We start from the raw sequence: 19,988 nt of genomic DNA, 5'->3' as shown, positions 1-19,988 counted from the left end.
GTAGGCCGGGTCAGGCGTAGCCGCCACCCGGCACAAAAGCGGCTCCGCGCCCGCTGTCCTTGCCCGGCGGCGCGGCGCTTGCCGGGCCTACGGTGTTGAGTAACTTTTTGATATGTAAATGTCTTTGTAGGCCGGGTAAGCGAAGCGCCACCCGGCAGAAACTCGCGTAAAGGGGTTAAACGCGAGTGTGGTTGGGTCAGCCGCAGGGGGCTGCGGCTTGTTTATAGCGGTGGCGGTTCGAAGCAGAGGCTGCGCTCCAGGCACTCGTCGCAGCTTGGCGATCGGCAGACAATCTCCCCCTGCGACTGCAGGCAGCGCTGGCGGTAAAAGAACTTTTTCCAGCGCATATGGTGGACGTTCTGCACCACCAGCAGTGGAAAGCAGTCGCTCATCAGCCGGCCCAGTTCCGCCCGCGAATCGAGTCCCAGATCCTCCCACAGATGGTTAAACGCCAGCGCTACCTCGGCGACGATCTGCGCCATCGGTTCGGCCCCCGGCGCCATCCACTCCGTCAGCCACTGCCCCAGCTGCCGACGCTCTTCGTCGCGGGTAGCATTCAGCTCGGTCATCAGCCGACGGCGGCTCAGCGTCGCGCTGTCCAGCGGCGTCGCCACCTCGCCCAGCCGCTGCTGCAGCGCCCGCCATGCCGCGGGCGTCAGCCCCATCCGCAGCGGAAAGCAGCCTTTTCCGGCGTGGTACAATCGCCACAGTCGGGTCAACCAGTCGACCGGCGCCATCAGGCGACCCCCTGACGCAGACGCGATGCCGCCAGGCTCTGGCGCCGCCGCTGCCACCAGGCAGGCAGCACCTCGGCGACCGAACGCCACGCGCCGTCCACCTGCGGCTCAATGCCCTGCAATTCCAGCTGCTGCCATGGCGTATGGCCGATACGCACGCAGAACACCGCTTTTACGTCGGCTAGCAGCGCCAGCAGCGCCGCCAGTCTGGCCTCGTTCTCCTGTGGCTCACACTCCTCTTCGCCGCGGCAATATTTCGGTGTAAAGCGCTCGCCCACCAGCACCATACCGGCGGCCGACAGGCTGTAGATCGAGAAGCGGTCGGCATGGCCAAAATGACAGTCAATGACCTCGCCGTGGCGGGAGGCCACGGCCACCAGACAGGCGTCATCCGCGTCCGACTCCCCCTGCGTGGCGAGGCTGGCATGAAGTTCGGCGCGCTGGTGGAGGATGGGCAGCCAGTCGGGGAGGCTGTCCGGGTCCGGCAGCCGGGTGAACTGCTGGCTGCGATCTTCGCCCAGCATGCCGATGGCGTCGGCACGGCACTGGTGGCAGTGGGTCATCTGCGGCATCACCTCCCCGCACTGGCTGCGGATCGCGGCGAGCATCCCGGCGTCCGGCTCCGGCTGGCCGTTGAGACCAAAGACCGTGCCGTGCTCCGGTCTGGCAATCAGCGGCATAATATTGTGAATAAACGCGCCGCTTTCCCGCAAACGACGGCCGACCTCGGCCATGCCGCCGTCGTTGATCCCCGGGATCAGCACCGAGTTTATCTTGACCAGCACCCCCGCGGCGGTCAGCCTGCGGACCCCTTCAAGCTGGCGGGCAATCAGGATCTCCCCGGCTTCCCGGCCGCGGTAGCGTTCGCCGTCGAGCCACAGCCAGGCATAGATTTGCCCGGCGATATCGGCATCCAGGGTATTGATGGTCACCGTGACGTGATCCACGCCGACCTCCAGCAGGCGATCGACCGCGTCGGGCAGCATCAGCCCGTTGGTTGACAGGCATAATTTGAGGTCCGGAAGCTGGTCGCGGACCAGCTCCAGGGTGCGGAAGGTGCGGGTCATATTGGCCAGCGGATCGCCGGGCCCGGCTATGCCGACCACCGACAGCTGCGGGATGGCCTGGGCCACCTGGCGCACTTTCAACACCGCCTGCTCGGGGGTCAGCAGCGTCGATGACACCCCGGGACGGGATTCATTGCTGCAGTCGAATTTACGGTTGCAGTAGTTGCACTGCAGATTGCAGGCCGGGGCGACCGGAAGATGCATTCGGGCGAAACGGTGATGCCCGCTGCGAGAGTAGCAGGGGTGCGCGGCGACCTTGTCGGCCACCCGCGGCGCTAACGCGCTGGCGTCCGCCGACTGACAGGCGTTACCGCCGGAAAAAGAAGAGCAGGAAGTCATGGTCGTACCTTCATGGTTGGGCGATACCTTCCTGCTGCAAACGACGTACCAGTGACGAATTTTTTATCTGGCTGAAAAATAAAGCGTTATCCCGCATCCCTGCGGCTCAACATTGTCGCGTTCCTGCCGCACTGACGACAATGTCCTGAACCTGACACCGCGGCCTACAGACGCGGCAGGGTGATATCCATGATCTGGATCCGGTAAGCGACCTGGCGCGGCGTCATCCCCAGCAGCCGTGCCGCCTTGGCCTGCACCCAGCCGGCTTTTTCCAGCGCGGCGATCAGTCGCTGACGTTCGTCCAGGCTGTTGTCCAGCCAGCTGTCTTCCGCTGGCCCGCTGGCAGGCAGGGCTTTGGCGGGACGATCCTGGTGAGTGAAGAGGATCACGTCGCGATCGATCAGGCCACTCTCCGACATCACCGCCGATCGTTCGAGGCAGTTCTCCAGTTCGCGAACGTTACCCGGCCAGCTGTACTCCATCAGCAGGCGGATCGCGCCCTCGCTGATCCGCAGCGTGCGCCCCTGATGCTGGCCGATTTTGCGCACCAGGAAGTGCGCCAGCTCGGCGATGTCCTCCTGACGCTCGCGCAGCGGGGGCAGCGCGATGGGCATCACGTTCAGACGATAATAGAGATCCTCGCGGAAATGGCCCAGCCGGACCTCCTCCTCCAGGTGACGGTTGGTGGCGGCGATGATGCGGACATTCACCCGCAGGGTCTCATCGCCGCCGACCCGCTCCATCTCCCCCTCCTGGAGGATACGCAGCAGCTTGGCCTGGAACGATGCGCTGCTTTCACCAATCTCATCGAGGAACAGGGTGCCGCCATCCGCCAGCTCAAAACGTCCTTTACGCTGACGCACCGCCCCGGTAAAGGCGCCTTTCTCATGGCCGAACAGTTCGCTTTCCAGCAGGGTGTCCGGCAGCGCCGCGCAGTTAAATTTGACGAAGGCGGCGCCAGCCCGTGGCGAATGGTGATGGATGGCATTGGCGATCAGCTCTTTCCCGGTGCCGCTTTCGCCGCGTACCAGCACGGTGGTGTCCCAGCGCGAGACCTGACGGATCACCTCCACGATCTGGCGCATCGCCGGGCTCTTGCCGACCATATTGTCAAGGCCCACGCCGCGCGACGACGAGCAGGCCGGCGGCCGTTCCACCTTCGGCGGCTGGCGGCTCGACAGGGCGGGTGAGGCCGGAAGGATCATCAGCCGGATGGTCTGGGCGACGAGGTTGGCGACGGTTTCGAGAAAACGGGTGCAGGCCGGCAGCCGCTCTTCCTGGCGCGCCATCGGCTGGGCCGCCAGCACCCCTATTGGCCGGGCGTTGGGCCCCATCAACGGTACGGCGATAAACGGCAGATCGTAATCGTAGAGGCTCAGGCGGTCGAGAAAACGCTGATCGTCGGCGACCCGGGGCAGCACCAGCGACTGCCCCTGGGCCAGCACGGTCCCCACCAGTCCCTCGCCGGGGCGATAGCGGATCTGCGTGCTGCCGGGGAGGGGCTGCTGGCCGGTTTGCTGCAGCGCTTCGATACTGAGGATCTCCTGCTCGCTGTCGTACAGGCAAATCATCCCGTGCTGCATAAAGGCATCGTTGTGCAATACGCTGAGCACCTCCTGCAGCGTTTTGCTGGCCTCGGTGGCCCGGCTCAGCACCACGCTTATCCGCTGCATGGCGGTGAATTGCTGAGAGAGGTCGAAGCGTCTGACGGTGGTGTCCGGGTCGGATTCAGGGATCATGCTTCACCTCCGGTCAGGGTGTTAAACAGCGGGAAACGCAGGGTCAGGCAGGTGCCGCCCTGCGGTCGGGAAGCCAGCTCAATGGCCCCGCGATGATGCGCCACCAGGGTCTGGATCAGCCGCAGCTCCATGCCTTTGCCCGGCGAGTTCAGCGCGTCGGGGGAGTGGGCGTAGCGCACCTGCAACAGCGGTACGTTATCAGTCAGGTACAGCGACAGCCAGCCGTCGTTCTCCTCGGCATAGAGCTGCATCGCCAGCGGCACGGAGGGCAATTCGGCGGCGAGGGCTAGGGTGCGGTCGAGCCACAGGCTTAAGCACGCCAGCAGCGGGGTGCGCTGGCCAAAGCCGATCAGATGCGGTGAGGCCATGTCGACCTGCAGCCCGTCGGGATCGAAGCGGGTACGGTAGAGGGCGCACAGATCGTCGAAAAAGGGCTGCAGCGGCCAGACGGCGGGGTTTTCGAGTTCCAGCGATGGGCGACAGCGCTGGAGCCGCGCCATCGCCTCTTCCCCTTCACGCCAGGCGGCCTCCAGCGCCACATTCCCGCTTCCCTCGCCGTTCAGCCGACGGGCTGCCGCCAGCATATTAATCGGGCAGTTCAGCTGGATCAGCGCGGCGTCCAGCGACTCGCGGATCGCCGCCAGCAGCTTGCCGGCGGTCATTTGCTGCTTCAGCCGGTCAAGGCGCCCTTGCTCCTGCTGCTGACGCTGCTGGGTACAGTCGGCGATCACCACCAGGGTCCGCGCCAGCGCGCTGTCGATAAAGTAGCGGCTGGCCTCTTCGCTGACGCCGGGCAACGGCCAGCAGGTCACTGACAGCCAGCGCGCGGCCCCGCGGAGCGCTACCGGCAGGATCGCCTCCACGCCGGGCGTCATCCGGCCAGGGGAGACCTGCAGCTCGGTGAGCAGCTCCCGGCCGCCGCAGTCAGCGCAGAAGGTTTTGTAGGCGAGGTTGTCCATCACCACCCGATCCTGCTCGTCCACCACCACCACGGCGGCGGGGATATTATTCAGCACCGCCTCCATCAGGGTCATATGGTTGCGCAGCCGTTGTTCGAGGGTGTAGCTGACGCTGATATCCCGCTGCATCGCCAGATAATGCTCCAGTTCCCCCTGCGGGCTGAGCACCGGGGTGATGTCAATCTCCACCAGGTACAGGCCGCCGTCCCGACGCTGATTAATCAGCTGACCGCGCCAGGGCTGACGCTGGAGCAGGGTATGCCACATCACCTGATAGATCGCGCGCGGCGTCTGGCTGCTGGCCAGCAGGCGCGGGTTCTGGTTTAACAATTGCGCCAGCGAATAGCCGGTCTGGCGGCAAAACGCTGGGTTGGCGTAAATGATCCTGGCGCTGGCATCGGTGAGGGATATGGCCACCGAGGCCTGTTCCACCATGGTAAAAAACAGCCCCGGATGTTGTTGAATCAGCGCGCCGGCGATGGCCTCCGGCGCGGCGTTATCGAGCATCATATTCAGGGTCATCGCAAACTCCTGTGTCGCAGTTATGACAAATTGTCCGACACCGTGCGCAAAACGCGGCGGGGTAAGCCGAACCCGGATAACCATGCAAAGTGTGCGCCCTTATCGGAACGACCACGCGAAACATTGATCCGACAGGGGGAAAATTCACGGATTTTTACCTTTCGCTCCGCCGGGTGCGCCTTTGGCGCGCGGCATCGTGAGGCGAAGCGATCCTGATGGGGCAGGGATGGGCCGTCGCGGTGCAGGGCAACCTGGCACAGCCTTCGCAATACCTCTGTCGTCATTCCTTTTTTCAACACCATTCCGACAGGAGCGTACTATGGCGAACATTGGCATTTTCTTTGGTACCGATACCGGTAAAACCCGCAAGATCGCGAAAATGATCCACAAGCAGCTGGGGGAGGCCGCCGCCGCCCCGGTCAATATTAACCGCGCCACGCTGGCGGACCTGCTGGCCTACCCGGCCCTGCTGTTGGGGACGCCGACGCTGGGCGACGGCCAGCTGCCGGGCCTCGAGGCCGGGGGCGAGAGCGAGTCGTGGGCCGAGTTTATCCGCAACCTCGGCGACGTTAGCCTGCAGGGGAAAACGGTGGCGCTGTTTGGCCTCGGCGATCAGCGTGGCTATCCGGATAACTTCGCCAGCGGGCTGCGGCCGCTGTACGACGCCCTGCATGCCCGCGGGGCGACGATGATCGGCAGCTGGCCGAACGAGGGGTATGAGTTCAGCGCCTCATCGGCGCTGGAGGGGGATCGCTTTGTCGGACTGGTGCTGGATCAGGATAACCAGTTCGACGAGACCGACGCGCGGCTGGCGACCTGGCTTGAGGAGATTAAACCGCATCTGCTGTAGGCGATGGCGGGTAGCCTGTCGGCTACCCGCACAGCCCCGGCTGGCGCGCTAGCATCTCGGCCAGCCACTGGCGCTGGTGGCGGCGCTGGCTCTGTTGACTGAGGTAATCGCGGGCGCTTTCCAGCGCCTGCTCAGGCGTCATCGGCGCGGCAGGGCGAATGGCCTCACACCAGATCAGATGCCAGCCGAGCTCACTGGCCACCGGCGCGCTCAGCGCATTTTCCGCCAGCGCAAACAGCGCCTCCTCCAGCTGCGGATAGAGCAGCCCCCGGCCGATCCAGCCCAGCAGTCCGCCGTCCAGCGCGCTCGGGCAGTGGGAGTGTCGCTGGGCCAGCGGCGCAAACGCCTCGCGGGAGGCTTCGATTTGCCCATGAAGCTCCCGTATACGCGAGTAAACCGCCTGGTCGTCGCCATCGACGGTGAGCAGCAGATGGCGGGTCAGGCGCTGTTCCGGGCGCATAAACTGCGCCTGATGCCGCAGATACCAGGCCTGCACCGCGGCAGGATCCGGCCGCGGCGCCTGGCTGGCAATCCCGGCGAAGGCGCTTTCCAGCCGGGCGTGGTGCAGGACGATCGCCGCCCGCTCCGCTGGCGTAAATCCTCCCTCATCCAGCCAGGCGCCCAGCGAAGTGGCGAGGCCCTCCAGCAGCGCGGCGGGGATCGCCTCCGGCGCAATTTGGGCGACGATGAGCTGCTCCATCTGGGCCTGGCGCTGCCAGGCCGCCTCGAAGGCCTGCCGGTCGACCGCGTCGATGGCCGCCGGCTCGCAGTTCCAGCGGCTCTGCGCCAGCCGCTGCCGGCCAAATCGTTGCCATGGCTCCATTATTCTTCCTCCTCTGCCAGCGCCAGCGCGCTTACCGGGACCTGGAACCAGCGGCCGCCGAAGTCGACGATATAGCCGTCGCCATGCTCGCCCCGGCCGGTGGCTTCGATGCGCCCCAACTGCCCGACGCTGACCACCATCTCGCCCTGCATCGCCAGCGCCGTCTGACAGATTACGCTATCGCCATACTGCAGATTGCCGGCCAGCCAGGGCCGATCGCCGGCAATCAGCTCCTGTTCGCGACAGCCGACTACCCGGTCGCAGTCCGGGAAGTGGATCTGGTAGATGATCTGGTCCTGCAAGAATACTCCCCAGTCGCGGACATAGCCGATGCTGCCCCGGCGCACCAGCAGGGCGCCGGACGGCAGGCCCGCATAGGTGCCATCGTTACGGATGGCGCGCACGACGCGGACCGCTTCGCTAAAGGTAAATCGGGGTCTCATGGCGTGTTCTCCTCGAACTGTTGCTGATAACTCTCCGCCAGCAGTCGGCGCGCCAGCAGCCAGTGCGCGCGCGGGTTATCCTCCAGCTGGTTGAGCAGAGGCACTTCCGCCTTCAGCTTGCGGTGAAAGGTGGCCAGCACCGGCAGGCTGCAGTGCGCCAGGCGCTCGGGCTGATAGGGAACGGCGAAAAACTGAAAGAACGCATCGGCGGAGCGCAGGTCGCCCACGCCGGGGATCTGATAAAACCACTCCATACTCACCCCCTGGCCTGCAGCGTTTCGGCGCCGCAGAGCGCGTGGTAGATTGCCGCCAGCTCATCATCCCGCGGACTGCGTTTGCCGTTTTCGGCAAAGCGACGGAGCGCTGGCAGCAGCTGGTCAATTTGCGCTGATGTCAGGCGATAACCCATCCGATCGAAGACGCCGTTAACCGCCTGGCGACCGGAGTGTTTGCCCAGCACCAGCCGATAGCCGCGGCCCAGCAGGGCGGGGTCGATCGCCTGATAGCTCTCGCTGTCGCGCAGCAGCGCCGCAACATGTACGCCGGATTCGTGGGTAAAGACCAGCTCGCCCACCAGCGGCTGCTGGGGATCCACCGGGCGGCGGGTGGCGAGGGCCACCTGTTCGCACAGCGCCGGCAGGGCGGTGAAACGCACGCCGGTCTTGACCTCCAGGCAGCGCTCCAGTCCGAGCGCCACGGTCTCCAGCGCCGCGTTGCCCGCGCGTTCGCCCAGGCCCAGCACGGTGGTGTTCACGCTGGTGGCCCCGGCGCGCACCGCCGCCAGGGTGTTGGCGGTAGCCAGGCCCAGATCGTTATGGGCGTGCATCTCGAGTTCGCCGGGCCAGACGCGGCGCAGGGCGGCGATCTGCGCCGCGGTGGTGAACGGGTCGAGGATACCGACGGTATCGGCATAGCGCAGACGGGTGGCTCCCGCCTCCCGGGCCAGGTGGGCAATGTCCTGCAGCGTCGCGTCGCTGGCTCGCGAGGCGTCCTCACAGCCAATGCAGACCTTCAGGCCAAGGGTGTGGGCGAGGTGGATCAGGGCCGCCAGCCGCTCCAGCAGCAGCGGTAAGCCTTCGCGCAGTTTGTACTGCCGCAGCTTGTCGGAGGCGGGGATGGAGATATCCACCCAGTCCATGCCCAGGTCGGCGCTCTGGCGAATTTCTCCCGCCTGCATCCGGCACCAGGTCATCAGCGTGGCGCCCGGGAGCTGACGGCGCACCTGCCGGATGCGGGCGCACTCCTCCTCGCCCATCGCCGGGGTGCCGACCTCCATGGCTTCGATCCCCGCCGCGTACAGCGCCTCGGCGATGGCGATCTTTTCGCTGGCCTGAAAGGCCACGCCGGGACTCTGTTCACCATCGCGCAGGGTGGTGTCGTTAATCAGTACGCGTCCCATCATTGTCTCCCCGCCTTAGCCGTAGACCGGCGTGAAGGCGCCATCCTGCAGGTGCGGCTGACCCTGTCGCCAGTAGGGCGACAGGGCGCGCAGCCGGTCGATAACCGACGGCAGGGTGGCGATGACGTAGTCGATCTCTTTTTCCCGGGTATAGCGTGAGAGGGAGAAGCGGATGGTGCCGTGGGCCGCAGTGTAGGGGATATTCATCGCCCGCATGACGTGCGACGGCTCCAGCGAGCCGGAGGTGCAGGCGCTGCCGCTGGAGGCGGCGATCCCGGCCTGATTCATCAGCAGCAGGATTGCCTCGCCCTCGATACACTCGAAGGCCAGATTGAGAGTGCCGGGCACCCGCGGCTGGCTGCCGCCCATCACCGTCACCGCCGGGATAGTGGCCTGGAGATGTTGTTCAAGACGATCGCGCAGTTGGCTAATCTGCGCCATGCCCGGCAGATGAACCTGCGCCAGCTCGCTGGCGGCGCCCATTCCGACAATGCCGCTGATATTTTCCGTACCGGCCCGCCGGCCATGCGCCTGGTGGCCGCCGCGCAGCAGCGGGCGAAAACGCGTTCCCCGCCGCAGCCAGAGGCAGCCCACCCCTTTGGGACCGTGGAATTTATGCGCCGAGCAGGAGAGCATATCGATCCGCGTCTGGCTGAGCGCCATCGGGATTTTGCCCACCACCTGCACCGCGTCGCAGTGAAACAGCGCGCCCTGCTCATGAGCCAGCTCCGCCAGTTCGGGCACCGGGAACATGACGCCGGTTTCGTTATTGGCCCACATGATGCTGACCAGCGCCACGCGCGGGCTAAGCGCCGCCCGAAATTGCGCCATATCCAGGGCGCCCTGCTGATCCACGGCGATACGGTGGATCAGGTATCCCTGGCGCTCCAGCTGCTCACACACCGCCAGAGTGGCGGGATGTTCGACCGCGCTGGTGATGATCTCGCGCCGCTCCGGCATCAGGGCCACCGCCGAGGCGATGGCGGTGGTGGTGGCCTCGGTGGCACAGGAGGTAAAGATGATCTCGCTGGGGTAGTCGGCCCCGAGCAGGGCGGCCACCTGCTGGTGCGCCCGTTCAAGGGCCGCCTGCGCCGGCAGACCAAAATCGTGTATCGACGAAGGGTTGCCGTAAAAGTCGGTTAAAAAGGGCATCATCGCGTCGAGAACCATCGGGTCGAGACGGGTGGTGGCGTTGTTATCGAGATAAACAGGTTTCATCGTATCCCCCTTGGGTTAGTTAACCGCGGCCGGGGCCGCCACCACGTCCATGTAAGTTCCGGTACGCTCCATCAGCTTTTGCTGCAGCCAGGCGAGGGTCATGTCGGTCATCATGCAGCCGCTGCAGCTGCCGGAGAGGCTGACGGTCACCTGACGCGGGGTGACGTTGAGCAACGTCATGTCGCCGCCGTCGGCCTGAATGTGAGGACGCAGTTCGTTGATGGTATCGACCACGCTTTGCCAGTGCGCATCTTGGGTCGTCTCCGCTGGCAGGGGGGCTGGCGGCTGTTGGGCGAGGATCGCCGCCAGCGCCAGCTCAATTTTTTCATGGCAGGCGGTGCAGCCGCCGCCGGCTTTGGTGTAGTTGATCACTTCCTCGAGGGTGGTCAGGCCGTTGTTCACCACGGCCCGGCGAATATGCCCTTCGTCGACGCCGAAGCACTTACAGATCAGCTTGCCCTCCTCATGCTCCTCCTCAAGGCTTTCGCCGCGAAAATGGGCGATGGCCGCACGCAGCGCTTCCTGGCCCATCACCGAGCAGTGCATTTTTTCCGGCGGCAGACCGTCGAGGTAGTCGGCGATCTGCTGGTTGGTGATCTGCCCGGCTTCGGTCAGGGTGTGGCCGATAATCAGCTCCGTCAGCGCGGAAGAGGAGGCGATGGCGCTGCCGCAGCCGAAGGTCTGGAAGCCCGCCTCCTCGATGATCTCGGTCTGCGGATCAACCCGCAGCATCAGGCGCAGCGCATCGCCGCAGCTTAATGAACCCACATCGCCCACCGCGTTGGCGTTGTCGACCACGCGCGCGTTGCGGGGATGAAAAAAATGGTCTTTCACTTTCTCGGAGTAGTTCCACATGCTGTCAGCTCCAGGGATGATGACGAAAACGCCGGGGCGCGGTACACCGCAGACTGGCGGTGGTACTGACCCCCAAGCAATTGCGATACCAACGCATAAAAACCTTATTTGTTAATGACCTGGCGGGTTAAGCGCCCCCGACAGGGCCGACACTGTTGTGGCGTTTTGTGGGCTTTGTCACATAAACGACAGGATCAGGGGAGCGGGTCGGGTTCCTCCCGCCACGCCGGCTCCTCCAGCAGGCGGTTAAAGCGCTGCGGATCGCGTTGCCGCGCGCTGCGGCGCTGCGCTTTTTCATACCAGGAGAGTTGGATCTCCTGCAGCAAGCCGAGGATGGTGGTCTGGTCTGGGACGCGTTCGGCGCGGACGCCCACCTGCAGCAGCTGGCGAAAAACCGCCTCGCCAATCGCCACGCAGAACAGGGTGACGCAATCCTCAAGGGCGTGGATGCGCTCGGCTATCTTCTCGGTCTGGTGACCGCTGGCGACCGGGAACTCCACCACCCGCAGCAGGGTGACCCGGTCGGCTTTGACGCCGTAGACCACCAGCCGCGGCGTGGCGCCGAAATGCTGATCGACGTGGCGGTAATCGGAGCTGGCGAAGGCGACTTTCATCGACCACTCGTCGGCGTGGACCATATCAAACTGACGGTTAATGGGCGGCATAAGCGTCTCCTGAAGCCGGCTGGGGAGCGGCGCCCTGGCGAAGCGGCGAGTGGTAGAGGGCGGTGTGGTGATGGCGGTCGCGCAGCAGATTGGCCAGCTCAAACAGCGTATCTCGCATACCGGCGTACCCCTGGCGGACGCGACGAAACTCACCGAGCCGGTCGAAGAGGGGAAAACCGACGCGGATCAGCGGCAGGGCAAACTGCTCCGCCAGATCGCGGGCGTGAGAGTTAGCCACCAGCAGATCGGCGGGGTGGTGGCTCAGCAGCTGCTGCAGATCCTCAAGATCCCCCGGCACGACTTGCTCGACCGGCAGCTGGCGCAGGCTGGGGTGGCTGGTGGGGGCGACCAGCGGGCCGGGCTGCATCCCCTGGCTGCGGGCGAAATCACACCACGCCGCCAGCAGGTCGCCCTCCGCCGCCATCGCCATGCGCTGGCCCTGAAGCCACATATGGCAGTCGATCATCGCATCCTGCAGCTGGCCGCGCTGGCGCTCAATCCAGGCCGGTACGCGGCGTCCGGACATCTTCGCCAGCTGATGGATAAAGGTATCGCAATGGTCGAGGGTCATCAGATGCGGCAGGGCGATCACGTCGCCGCGGCTGCGTTGGGTCAGGAGCGATGCCGCCCGCTGGAGCGACACGCCAATGGCGAAGCTGCCCAGACTCTGGCCCATCTGGGCAATCTGGCGCAGCGAGGCGCCGCCCTGGGTCAGGGGCGTAAAATCCCCTTCACCGAGGTGGCCATCCATTGACTGCGAGAGGTCCGGCAGGATCACCGGCTGCAGGCCAAAGGCCTCCACGCAGCGGCCCAGCCATTCGATATCCCCTGGCGAACAGAGGTGGCTGACCAGCAGGTTGACCCGCCGGGGCCGCTGCCCCGGACGCGGCGTCGGCGCGACCCACTGCTCGATCACGCTCTCGATCACCGCGCTGTAGCCGTTTTCCATAGAGCCAAAAAAATCCGGGGTATTGACGGTGAGGATCGCCACGCCGTTATGGCGCGGATGCGCCTCGCGAAACTGGCGCACCACCCGGGCGATATCGCTGCCCTGCGCTTCCGCCAGACCGGTGCTGAGCAGCACGATGGCCTGGGGGCTGTGGCGCTGGCAGAGGGTGTCGAGCGCGGTGAAGATATTGCCGTCGGCCCCCATGATCGTGGCGGTCGGATCCATGGCCGTCGACTGCAGCGGCACCGGGTCATGGAAATGCTGAATAAAGAAAACTTTGGCGAAGGCGCTGCAGCCCTGGGCGCCGTGGACCAGCGGGATGGCCTGGGCCAGCCCGAGGCTGGCGAGGATCGCCCCGAGCGGTTGCCCGGTTTTAATCGGGCTCACCGCCAGCGGTTTTTCACTGCGGATAATGTCTGCCATGGTGTTCTCCTAGCGCCACGGGGCGCGGGTATGCGTTTGCGGCCAGACGGGACTGGCGAGGGTCAGACAGAGCTGGCGGGCGAGGGTGATGATGCCCTGATAGCCGGCGTAGGCGTGCTCGCGCTCCTGATTGATATCGAGAAACGGCAGCCGGGCTTTCCAGGCGGTGTACATATTGCGTCCGCCGGCGATCATCAGGTCGGCCTGATAGCGGTACACCACGTCGAGCAGGGTGCGGGCATTGCCCTCCTCAAGCATCACCGCCTCGTCGCCCATCAGCTCACGGATCCGCTGTTTGTCCTCCTCGGTGGATTTCCGCGTGCCGGTGGCCACCACGGTCATGCCGAGATCCTGCAGGGCTGATACCACCGACCAGGATTTCACGCCGCCGGTGTAGAGCAACACTTTGCGCCCACGGAGCTGCTCGCGCCACGGCGCCAGCGCCTGCTCCGCCGCCTGCTCTTCGCGGGCGATCAGCGCCTCGGTGCGGCGGCACAGGTCGTCATCCCCCAGCAGCGTCGCCAGCTGGCGCAAGGCGTCGGAGGTGGCGCGGATCCCGTAGAAGCTGCCTTCAAACCACGGCGTGCCGTAGCGCAGCTCCAGCCCCCGGGCGACGTTGATCAGCGCGCGCGAGCACACCAGCATATTGGCCTGCGCCCGGTGCAGGGTCTGGATCTCGGCAAAGCGGCCGTCGCCGGAGAGGCTGCCGAGGACGCGGATCCCCAGCTCGTCGAGCAGCGGCTGGACCTGCCAGAACTCGCCGGCGATATTGAATTCGCCAATCAGGCCGATATCGTGGCGCTGGGCCGGGGCAAAGGGCGTGTTGTCTGGCCACGGGGCCGGTTCGCGCTGGCCAATCACCTGCCTGAGCATCACGTCGCCCGCCATTCGGTTGCCAAGATTTTTACTGCCGTAGAAACCGGCGGCGTCAATGGCGATGACCGGGACGCCGGTGGCGGTCTGTGCGGCCTGGCAGACGGCCTCCAGGTCATCCCCCTCCATCGCCGGTACGCAGGTGTTGTAGATAAAGACCGCCGCCGGATGATAGCGGTCGACGATGTGACGGACGGCGTGGAACAGGCGGCGTTCGCCGCGGCCCATAATCACATCCTGTTCGTTAAGATCGGTGGTAAAGCCGAGCCGGTTGAGGGCCGGGCCGGCGCTGACGCTGCCGCGGTTATCCCACGAGCTGCCCGCGCAGCCGATGGGGCCGTGCACCAGGTGCGCGACGTCGGCGATGGGCAGGAGCGTTATCTGCGCGCCGTCGAAGGCGCAGCCGCCGGCGGTAGCGCCGGGCTTAGGGGCGCTGCAGCCGGATTTTTGCTTCTGGTTGTGCTCGCAGGCGGGTTCGTCCAGCAGCGCCAGAATTTCCTTTCCCTTCATAGTGACCTCGTTGACGGTGGGAGACCGGAGAGGTGATGCAATTCGCGCTCCAGGGAGAGGGAGGTTGATTTTTAAGGGAAAAGGGTTGTGGGTTTTGCGACAAAGGCAACAATCGGACAGGGGGAAGGCATGATTTATCGCGCTGATAACTGGATTTACCGCGACAGTATTGCCGCATATTGGCGAATGACGGGAAGGGTCGATAAGGTGGAATATTCCGTTCACCGACCTTCCTCACTATTTCATTGCGCCCTCTGCGGGTGAACGGCATGGGGGGCGTTTCGCCCGCCCCCCATGACCCCCAGCATGGCGCTGAAAATTGCCGCTGCGCGGTCCGCTCCACTCCGGCTTCATCTGGCGGAACGGGCGGACTCGACATCCTTGTCTCGACCGCCCTCTGGCCGCCGTCCTGGCGGCCAGTCCTGGATGCGCGCCTGCGTTCTCGCCAATTTTCCTGATGCGCCCAACCCCCGGCTGTTACTTTTGTCCCTGTCCTGCGGCGCTTGCCTTGCTGAAAGAATGTTCCCTGCGGGGGCAAAAAAAGGCCCGCGGGGTCGGCGGGCAACAAGCACAACACAACGATTAAAAAACACGTTCCTCCAGAGGGTTATCCCGGTTGAGGCGCTTCGCCAGCCACGGCGGCAGCCGACCGGCCAGCATCGCGCTTACCGCGTCGCACTGAGCCTGAATCGTCGTGCCCGGCGGCGCTTTCATCGGATGGATCTGATGGCGGATCAACCTCGCGGCGGCAGGCCCGCCAATCTCCTGACAAAACAGCAGATGGCAATCCTCCAGCAGCCTGGCGCGCATCTCGCTGGCGTCCGACGCCGCAGAAGAAGACGCATAGCGGCGCAGATCCGCCAGCCAGCCGCCCTGGTCATCGAAGGCATAGATAAAAAACAGCCGGTTCTGGCCAAAATGACCATTGATGGCCAGGCCATCCTGCGAGCAAAAAGCGACCCGCAGCTGCGGCGTTCGCTGAGGGGGGCGGGCGATGCGCAAATGGCCGGGCAGCACCCCCTGCAGGCAGGCGATGACCCGCGCCCAGCGGGCCGGGGACATCACCGCCGTCGCCGAAGGAAAGCTGGCGGCCAGCTGAGGCTGCGTCAGGGTGGTTAACCGTGCCGGGGTCAACGTTTCGCCGCACTCCTGCGCCAGCCAGTCAACGACTTGCACCGGCTGCAGCTCCGGCAGCGTCTGGAACAGCGCCAGCAGACGCCAGAAAAGGGTATCGTTGTCGGACATTTCCAGCTCCTTATAGCAGCGTGCTGCGGGTGGCGCGCAGGCTTATCGGGAAGACGGGTCGCCCCGGCTGCGGATTGACGTAGTAGCGACGTCCCCCTTCGAGGGCAATCGCGCCGCCCCAGCGGTCCGTCTCGTCATGTTCGACCTGGAGCACCCGGGCCTCCAGATCCTGTTTGGCGATATAGGCATACAGCGCCTCGCCGCGCTCACGGAAAATCACGATGGGCATACTCCCTCCTGGCCCCGCCTGCGGCGGGGCGCCTGATGGTTAACGAACGAGGTCGAAGCTGTAATCGGTTTTGCCCAACTGGCTGGTGTCGTGGTCCAGTTTTTCCAGCACGGCGTTCACCAGCGTCGTGACGATGTTCATTGCGCCTTCATAGCCCCAGGTGGTCTGGCGGTGCAGATGATGGCGGTCGAACAGCGGAAAGCCCAGACGGATCAGCGGCACTTCGAAGGCTTTGCCCTTTGCCAGGGTATCGCGCTGGATAAACTTGCCGTAGGAGTTACCGATCATAAAGTCCGGCTGACGGGTGAACATCAGCGACCGGAAGTGCCACAGGTCGCAGTTGATGAACACTTCGCTTTCCTGACCGTACGGCGAGGCATCGAGCATTTTCTTCATCGCTTTTTGCCAGCGTTTATTGGCGTTATGGCTGAGGATCACCGTCGGCTCGCAGCCCAGCTCCAGCAGGAAGCGCGTCAGCCCCATCACGAAATCCGGATCGCCGTAGAGGCCGAATTTTTTGCCATGCAGCCAGGTGTGGGAATCCAGCATCATGTCGACCAGCCGGCCGCGCTCCAGGGTCAGAGCGTCGGCGATCGGTTTGCCGGTCAGCTGACTGACGGTCATCAGCAGCGCGTCGGTGGCGGCCAGGCCCAGCGGAACGGCCACCTCGGTGGCGGGCTGGTTCCACATCTCCTGAACCACCTTTTTGCTTTTCACCAGCTGCCACGGCTGCAGCAGCAGGGTGTCAATGGCGTCCGGCGCGGTTTTGATCTCCTCCTGGCTGGTGCCGCCGGCGTACATCCGGTAATGGCCGTCGGCGGGGGTGTCGAGCACCTCTGATGGGTCGGAGAGCAGGCTGCACGGGACATCCATCTGCGCCATCATCCGCTTCAGCACGCGGAAGTTGCCGAGATAGGTCTCAAATCCGGTCACCAGATTGAGCTTTTGCTGTTTGCCCGGCTGCCCGGCGTAGTCAGTGGTAAAGGTCTTCGCGAACCCTTCGAACATATTGTCCCAGCCGGTGACATGGCTGCCGATAAAGCTGGGGGTATGGGCGTAAGGAATGGCGATGCTGTCGTCAACAAATCCCTCTTTTTTGGCGTTGGCGATAAACGCCTGCAGATCGTCGCCGATCACCTCGGCCATGCAGGTGGTGGAGACGGCGATAATCTCGGGTTTATACAGCGCGCTGGCATTCTGCAGGCCCAGATTCATGTTGTTGTTGCCGCCGAACACCGCCGCGTCCTCGGTCATGGAGTCGGAGACGCAGGCGACCGGCTCTTTAAAATGGCGGTTAAAGTAGGTGCGAAAATAGGCGACGCAGCCCTGGGAGCCGTGCACGTAGGGCAGGGTGCCGGCGAACCCCAGCGCGCAGAGTACGGCGCCGAGCGGCTGGCAGGCTTTGGCCGGGTCGACGGTCAGCGCCTCGCGCTGGAAGTTCAGCGCTTCATACTCGGCGGTGGTGGTCCAGGCAAAAACCTCCTGCACACGCTGCGCGTCGTGCGCCTCTTCAAGGGTCTTTTTATTCTGGAACAGGGTCTGGTATTCATCCTGTTCAAACAGCGGATAACAGCTGTGAATTTTATCGATCGTTTGGCTCATGGTGTTCTCCTCCCGCGCCACAAATCGGTGGACTGACGGGACAGTGAAGGGGCAATCACGCAGACTTCAGCCACGGGGCAGTCAGTTCGTTCCACGCCGGATTGTTCAGGGTCATATCCATATCGCGGGCAAAGATGGCGAAGCCGTCATAGCCGTGATAGGGGCCGGAATAGTCCCAGGAGTGCATCTGGCGGAACGGCACCCCCATTTTCTGGAAGATATATTTCTCTTTGATCCCGGAGCCGATGAGGTCAGGTTTCAGCGCTTTGACGAAGGCCTCCAGCTCATAGCTGCTGGCATCGTCAAACAGCAGAGTGCCCTCTTTCAGGTCCGGCAGGGTGCGGTCGTAATCATCGTTATGGGCAAACTCGTAGCCGGCGGCGATGATCTCCATCCCGAGATCCTCATAGGCGCCGATGACGTGGCGCGGCCGCAGCCCCCCCATGTACAGCAGCACTTTGCGCCCCTCCAGCCGCGGGCGATATTTGGCGATGATGGCCGCCATCTGCCCCTCATATTTGGCGATCACCGCTTCCGCATTGGCGCGAATGGTGTCATCAAATTGATCGGCGATCTTGCGCAGCGATTCGGCGATTTTGGTCGGGCCGAAGAAGTTATATTCCATCCACGGGATCTGATGTTTCTCCTCCATATGGCGGGCGATATAGTTCATCGAACGGTAGCAGTGGACGAGGTTAAGCTTAACGAATGGGGTGTTCTCCATCTCCACCAGGGTGCCGTCGCCGGACCACTGCGCCACTACGCGCAGCCCCATCTCTTCCAGCAGAATGCGCGAGGCCCAGGCGTCGCCACCGATGTTGTAATCGCCAATGATGGCAACATCGTACGGGGTGCTGGCAAACGGCTGCCCTTCGCGATTGTTCAGCACCCAGTCGCGCACCACGTCGTTGGCGATATGGTGGCCCAGCGATTGCGATACGCCGCGAAAGCCTTCGCAGCGCACCGGGATCACCGGTTTATCCAGCGCCTTGCTGCTGGCGTTGGCTACGGCGCTGATGTCATCGCCGATCAGGCCCACCGGGCACTCCGACTGGATGGTGATCCCTTTGGTCAGCGGGAACAGCAGCTCCATCTCTTCGATCAGTTTGGTCAGCTTTTTATCGCCGCCGAAAACAATATCGCGCTCCTGAAAATCAGAGGTGAAGTTCAGGGTGCCGAAGCTGTCGACACCGCTGACGCCGGTATAGTAGTTGCGCCGTCCGGCGCGCGAATACTGGCCGCAGCCGATGGGGCCGTGCGAGATATGGGCCATGTCTTTGATTGGCCCAAACACCACCCCTTTCGAGCCCGCATAGGCGCAGCCACGCACGGTCATCACCCCGGGCTGCGATTTACGGTTCGAGATAATGCACTTGCCGACGCTCTCCATCTGCGGATCGCTGATCATCATGTGCTTTCTGCGCTCTTTGCGCGCGGTTTCGGGAAACACCTCCAGGACTTCCTGGATGAGCGCAAGGTTACGTTCGCCTGTTGCGTTGGTCATGGTGAGGATCCTGTGCTCAGGCCGCGTTTTCTTCAGCGGCGGTTTTACCAATGATGCTGGTGTCTTCTTCTTCCATGATGCCGAACTCCATCAGCAGCGATTCCAGCTCGTCCATGGTGCACGGCGTCGGCACCACTTTTTTGGTGTTATTGACGATCTTCTGCGCCAGTTGACGATATTCATTCGCCTGCTGACAGGTCGGGTCGTACTCGATCACCGTCATCCGGCGGATCTCCGCGCGCTGAACAATGTTGTCGCGGGGAACGAAGTGGATCATCTGCGTGCCAAGCTTCTCCGCCAGGGCGATGATCAGTTCGTCTTCCCGGTCGGTTTTGCGTGAGTTACAGATCAGGCCGCCGAGGCGCACCTTGCCGGATTTGGCGTACTTCACGATCCCCTTGGAGATATTGTTGGCGGCATACATCGCCATCATCTCGCCGGAGCAGACGATGTAGATCTCCTGGGCTTTGTTTTCGCGGATCGGCATGGCGAAGCCGCCGCAGACCACGTCGCCGAGGACGTCATAGAAGACGAAATCCAAATCTTCTTCATAGGCGCCTTCTTCCTCGAGGAAGTTGATGGCGGTGATCACCCCGCGTCCGGCACAGCCGACGCCTGGCTCCGGGCCGCCGGATTCGGCGCAACGGACATCGCCATAGCCAATTTGCAGAACGTCTTCGAGCTCCAGATCCTCGACCGAGCCCACTTCCGCCGCCATCTCCATGATGGTGTTCTGGGCTTTAGCGTGGAGGATCAAACGGGTGGAGTCCGCTTTCGGATCGCAGCCGACGATCATCACTTTCTTACCCATCTCGGCGAGGGCCGCGACGAGATTCTGGGTGGTGGTGGATTTACCGATACCGCCTTTACCGTAGATAGCGCATTGACGCATGGTCATGGTGACTTCTCCTGTTGTTGAGTGTTTGCCAGCAGAGAAGTGCAGGGAACGTACCAGCTGCGAATTTTTGCTCAGTTATTTGATCAATAAGTGTTTTTTGTAAAACGGCCGCGCCGGGAGGCTGAGCAAACGGCACAAT

Annotated in this window: 19 protein-coding genes; 1 reads left to right on the top strand and 18 read right to left on the bottom strand. The window is 63.8% G+C overall.

Annotated features, from left to right (window positions below):
- Nucleotides 1-221: 221 nt before the first annotated feature.
- The 4 genes from HMPREF3142_RS18870 to nifL form a co-directional block, all read right to left on the bottom strand.
- The gene (locus tag HMPREF3142_RS18870; protein WP_032730776.1) at nucleotides 222-737 is read right to left on the bottom strand and encodes a nitrogen fixation protein NifQ; all 516 of its coding nucleotides are present in this window, start codon (nucleotides 735-737) and stop codon (nucleotides 222-224) included.
- Nucleotides 737-2,143 (bottom strand): nitrogenase cofactor biosynthesis protein NifB, encoded by a 1,407-nt coding sequence (gene nifB, locus HMPREF3142_RS18865; protein WP_008804119.1) that lies wholly within the window; start codon nucleotides 2,141-2,143, stop codon nucleotides 737-739. Before nifB ends, HMPREF3142_RS18870 begins: the two co-directional genes overlap by 1 nt.
- A 164-nt stretch (nucleotides 2,144-2,307) precedes the next feature.
- Entirely contained in the window at nucleotides 2,308-3,882 is a 1,575-nt protein-coding gene (nifA, locus tag HMPREF3142_RS18860) for a nif-specific transcriptional activator NifA (RefSeq protein ID WP_008804120.1), read from the bottom strand.
- Nucleotides 3,879-5,363, bottom strand: coding sequence for a nitrogen fixation negative regulator NifL (nifL, locus tag HMPREF3142_RS18855; RefSeq protein ID WP_070612308.1), 1,485 nt, complete (start codon nucleotides 5,361-5,363; stop codon nucleotides 3,879-3,881). The genes nifA and nifL overlap by 4 nt, the downstream gene beginning before the upstream one ends.
- A 319-nt stretch (nucleotides 5,364-5,682) precedes the next feature.
- Between nifL and HMPREF3142_RS18850 the strand changes: the two genes are divergently transcribed.
- Nucleotides 5,683-6,213, top strand: a complete 531-nt coding sequence (locus tag HMPREF3142_RS18850; RefSeq protein WP_070550064.1) for a flavodoxin — start codon at nucleotides 5,683-5,685, stop codon at nucleotides 6,211-6,213.
- Nucleotides 6,214-6,235: 22 nt separating this feature from the next.
- Here the strand turns inward: HMPREF3142_RS18850 and nifM are convergent, their stop codons facing one another.
- The 14 genes from nifM to nifH all read right to left on the bottom strand — a co-directional run bounded on the left by nifM (nucleotide 6,236) and on the right by nifH (nucleotide 19,849).
- Nucleotides 6,236-7,036, bottom strand: coding sequence for a nitrogen fixation protein NifM (nifM, locus tag HMPREF3142_RS18845; protein ID WP_070612307.1), 801 nt, complete (start codon nucleotides 7,034-7,036; stop codon nucleotides 6,236-6,238).
- Nucleotides 7,036-7,479, bottom strand: coding sequence for a nitrogen fixation protein NifZ (locus tag HMPREF3142_RS18840; protein WP_008804124.1), 444 nt, complete (start codon nucleotides 7,477-7,479; stop codon nucleotides 7,036-7,038). Before HMPREF3142_RS18840 ends, nifM begins: the two co-directional genes overlap by 1 nt.
- The gene (locus HMPREF3142_RS18835) at nucleotides 7,476-7,733 is read right to left on the bottom strand and encodes a nitrogenase-stabilizing/protective protein NifW (protein WP_008804125.1); all 258 of its coding nucleotides are present in this window, start codon (nucleotides 7,731-7,733) and stop codon (nucleotides 7,476-7,478) included. The genes HMPREF3142_RS18840 and HMPREF3142_RS18835 overlap by 4 nt, the downstream gene beginning before the upstream one ends.
- Before the next feature lie 2 nt (nucleotides 7,734-7,735).
- On the bottom strand, nucleotides 7,736-8,878 hold the full coding sequence (nifV, locus tag HMPREF3142_RS18830; protein ID WP_070612311.1) for a homocitrate synthase: 1,143 nt from the start codon (nucleotides 8,876-8,878) through the stop codon (nucleotides 7,736-7,738).
- A gap of 15 nt (nucleotides 8,879-8,893) precedes the next feature.
- Nucleotides 8,894-10,096: a cysteine desulfurase NifS gene (nifS, locus tag HMPREF3142_RS18825; protein WP_023297938.1), complete on the bottom strand. Its 1,203-nt coding sequence runs from the start codon at nucleotides 10,094-10,096 to the stop codon at nucleotides 8,894-8,896.
- Nucleotides 10,097-10,111: 15 nt separating this feature from the next.
- Nucleotides 10,112-10,951 carry a Fe-S cluster assembly protein NifU gene (gene nifU, locus HMPREF3142_RS18820; protein ID WP_038435476.1) on the bottom strand — a complete coding sequence of 280 codons (840 nt, stop codon included), beginning with the start codon at nucleotides 10,949-10,951 and terminating at the stop codon, nucleotides 10,112-10,114.
- A 194-nt stretch (nucleotides 10,952-11,145) separates the two neighbouring features.
- Complete coding sequence (locus HMPREF3142_RS18815) at nucleotides 11,146-11,616, bottom strand: NifB/NifX family molybdenum-iron cluster-binding protein (RefSeq protein ID WP_008804129.1); 471 nt, start codon at nucleotides 11,614-11,616, stop codon at nucleotides 11,146-11,148.
- Complete coding sequence (gene nifN / locus HMPREF3142_RS18810; protein WP_070612306.1) at nucleotides 11,603-12,988, bottom strand: nitrogenase iron-molybdenum cofactor biosynthesis protein NifN; 1,386 nt, start codon at nucleotides 12,986-12,988, stop codon at nucleotides 11,603-11,605. The genes HMPREF3142_RS18815 and nifN overlap by 14 nt, the downstream gene beginning before the upstream one ends.
- Before the next feature lie 9 nt (nucleotides 12,989-12,997).
- Nucleotides 12,998-14,371 (bottom strand): nitrogenase iron-molybdenum cofactor biosynthesis protein NifE, encoded by a 1,374-nt coding sequence (nifE, locus tag HMPREF3142_RS18805; protein WP_012967613.1) that lies wholly within the window; start codon nucleotides 14,369-14,371, stop codon nucleotides 12,998-13,000.
- 582 nt (nucleotides 14,372-14,953) lie between these two features.
- The gene (locus HMPREF3142_RS18800) at nucleotides 14,954-15,616 is read right to left on the bottom strand and encodes a NifB/NifX family molybdenum-iron cluster-binding protein (RefSeq protein ID WP_012967614.1); all 663 of its coding nucleotides are present in this window, start codon (nucleotides 15,614-15,616) and stop codon (nucleotides 14,954-14,956) included.
- Between the two features lie 10 nt (nucleotides 15,617-15,626).
- Nucleotides 15,627-15,845: a putative nitrogen fixation protein NifT gene (gene nifT, locus HMPREF3142_RS18795; RefSeq protein ID WP_004203557.1), complete on the bottom strand. Its 219-nt coding sequence runs from the start codon at nucleotides 15,843-15,845 to the stop codon at nucleotides 15,627-15,629.
- Nucleotides 15,846-15,884: 39 nt separating this feature from the next.
- On the bottom strand, nucleotides 15,885-17,447 hold the full coding sequence (gene nifK / locus HMPREF3142_RS18790) for a nitrogenase molybdenum-iron protein subunit beta (protein ID WP_060876525.1): 1,563 nt from the start codon (nucleotides 17,445-17,447) through the stop codon (nucleotides 15,885-15,887).
- 55 nt (nucleotides 17,448-17,502) lie between these two features.
- Nucleotides 17,503-18,951, bottom strand: a complete 1,449-nt coding sequence (gene nifD / locus HMPREF3142_RS18785) for a nitrogenase molybdenum-iron protein alpha chain (protein WP_012541112.1) — start codon at nucleotides 18,949-18,951, stop codon at nucleotides 17,503-17,505.
- A gap of 16 nt (nucleotides 18,952-18,967) precedes the next feature.
- Nucleotides 18,968-19,849, bottom strand: coding sequence for a nitrogenase iron protein (gene nifH, locus HMPREF3142_RS18780; protein WP_004203553.1), 882 nt, complete (start codon nucleotides 19,847-19,849; stop codon nucleotides 18,968-18,970).
- Nucleotides 19,850-19,988: the final 139 nt, after the last annotated feature.

The organism is Klebsiella sp. HMSC16C06 (assembly GCF_001808325.1).
Classification (GTDB): domain Bacteria; phylum Pseudomonadota; class Gammaproteobacteria; order Enterobacterales; family Enterobacteriaceae; genus Klebsiella; species Klebsiella variicola.
Note: the sequence above shows the minus strand (reverse complement) of the source record. Positions and strands in the feature narration are given on the sequence as shown.

Excerpts from the sequence above, each read along its gene's own strand:
- HMPREF3142_RS18870 (WP_032730776.1), bottom strand. The coding sequence starts at position 737 with ATGGCGCCGGTCGACTGGTTGACCCGACTGTGGCGATTGTACCACGCC.
- nifB (WP_008804119.1), bottom strand. The coding sequence starts at position 2,143 with ATGACTTCCTGCTCTTCTTTTTCCGGCGGTAACGCCTGTCAGTCGGCG.
- nifA (WP_008804120.1), bottom strand. The coding sequence starts at position 3,882 with ATGATCCCTGAATCCGACCCGGACACCACCGTCAGACGCTTCGACCTC.
- nifL (WP_070612308.1), bottom strand. The coding sequence starts at position 5,363 with ATGACCCTGAATATGATGCTCGATAACGCCGCGCCGGAGGCCATCGCC.
- HMPREF3142_RS18850 (WP_070550064.1), top strand. The coding sequence starts at position 5,683 with ATGGCGAACATTGGCATTTTCTTTGGTACCGATACCGGTAAAACCCGC.
- nifM (WP_070612307.1), bottom strand. The coding sequence starts at position 7,036 with ATGGAGCCATGGCAACGATTTGGCCGGCAGCGGCTGGCGCAGAGCCGC.
- HMPREF3142_RS18840 (WP_008804124.1), bottom strand. The coding sequence starts at position 7,479 with ATGAGACCCCGATTTACCTTTAGCGAAGCGGTCCGCGTCGTGCGCGCC.
- HMPREF3142_RS18835 (WP_008804125.1), bottom strand. The coding sequence starts at position 7,733 with ATGGAGTGGTTTTATCAGATCCCCGGCGTGGGCGACCTGCGCTCCGCC.
- nifV (WP_070612311.1), bottom strand. The coding sequence starts at position 8,878 with ATGGGACGCGTACTGATTAACGACACCACCCTGCGCGATGGTGAACAG.
- nifS (WP_023297938.1), bottom strand. The coding sequence starts at position 10,096 with ATGAAACCTGTTTATCTCGATAACAACGCCACCACCCGTCTCGACCCG.
- nifU (WP_038435476.1), bottom strand. The coding sequence starts at position 10,951 with ATGTGGAACTACTCCGAGAAAGTGAAAGACCATTTTTTTCATCCCCGC.
- HMPREF3142_RS18815 (WP_008804129.1), bottom strand. The coding sequence starts at position 11,616 with ATGCCGCCCATTAACCGTCAGTTTGATATGGTCCACGCCGACGAGTGG.
- nifN (WP_070612306.1), bottom strand. The coding sequence starts at position 12,988 with ATGGCAGACATTATCCGCAGTGAAAAACCGCTGGCGGTGAGCCCGATT.
- nifE (WP_012967613.1), bottom strand. The coding sequence starts at position 14,371 with ATGAAGGGAAAGGAAATTCTGGCGCTGCTGGACGAACCCGCCTGCGAG.
- HMPREF3142_RS18800 (WP_012967614.1), bottom strand. The coding sequence starts at position 15,616 with ATGTCCGACAACGATACCCTTTTCTGGCGTCTGCTGGCGCTGTTCCAG.
- nifT (WP_004203557.1), bottom strand. The coding sequence starts at position 15,845 with ATGCCCATCGTGATTTTCCGTGAGCGCGGCGAGGCGCTGTATGCCTAT.
- nifK (WP_060876525.1), bottom strand. The coding sequence starts at position 17,447 with ATGAGCCAAACGATCGATAAAATTCACAGCTGTTATCCGCTGTTTGAA.
- nifD (WP_012541112.1), bottom strand. The coding sequence starts at position 18,951 with ATGACCAACGCAACAGGCGAACGTAACCTTGCGCTCATCCAGGAAGTC.
- nifH (WP_004203553.1), bottom strand. The coding sequence starts at position 19,849 with ATGACCATGCGTCAATGCGCTATCTACGGTAAAGGCGGTATCGGTAAA.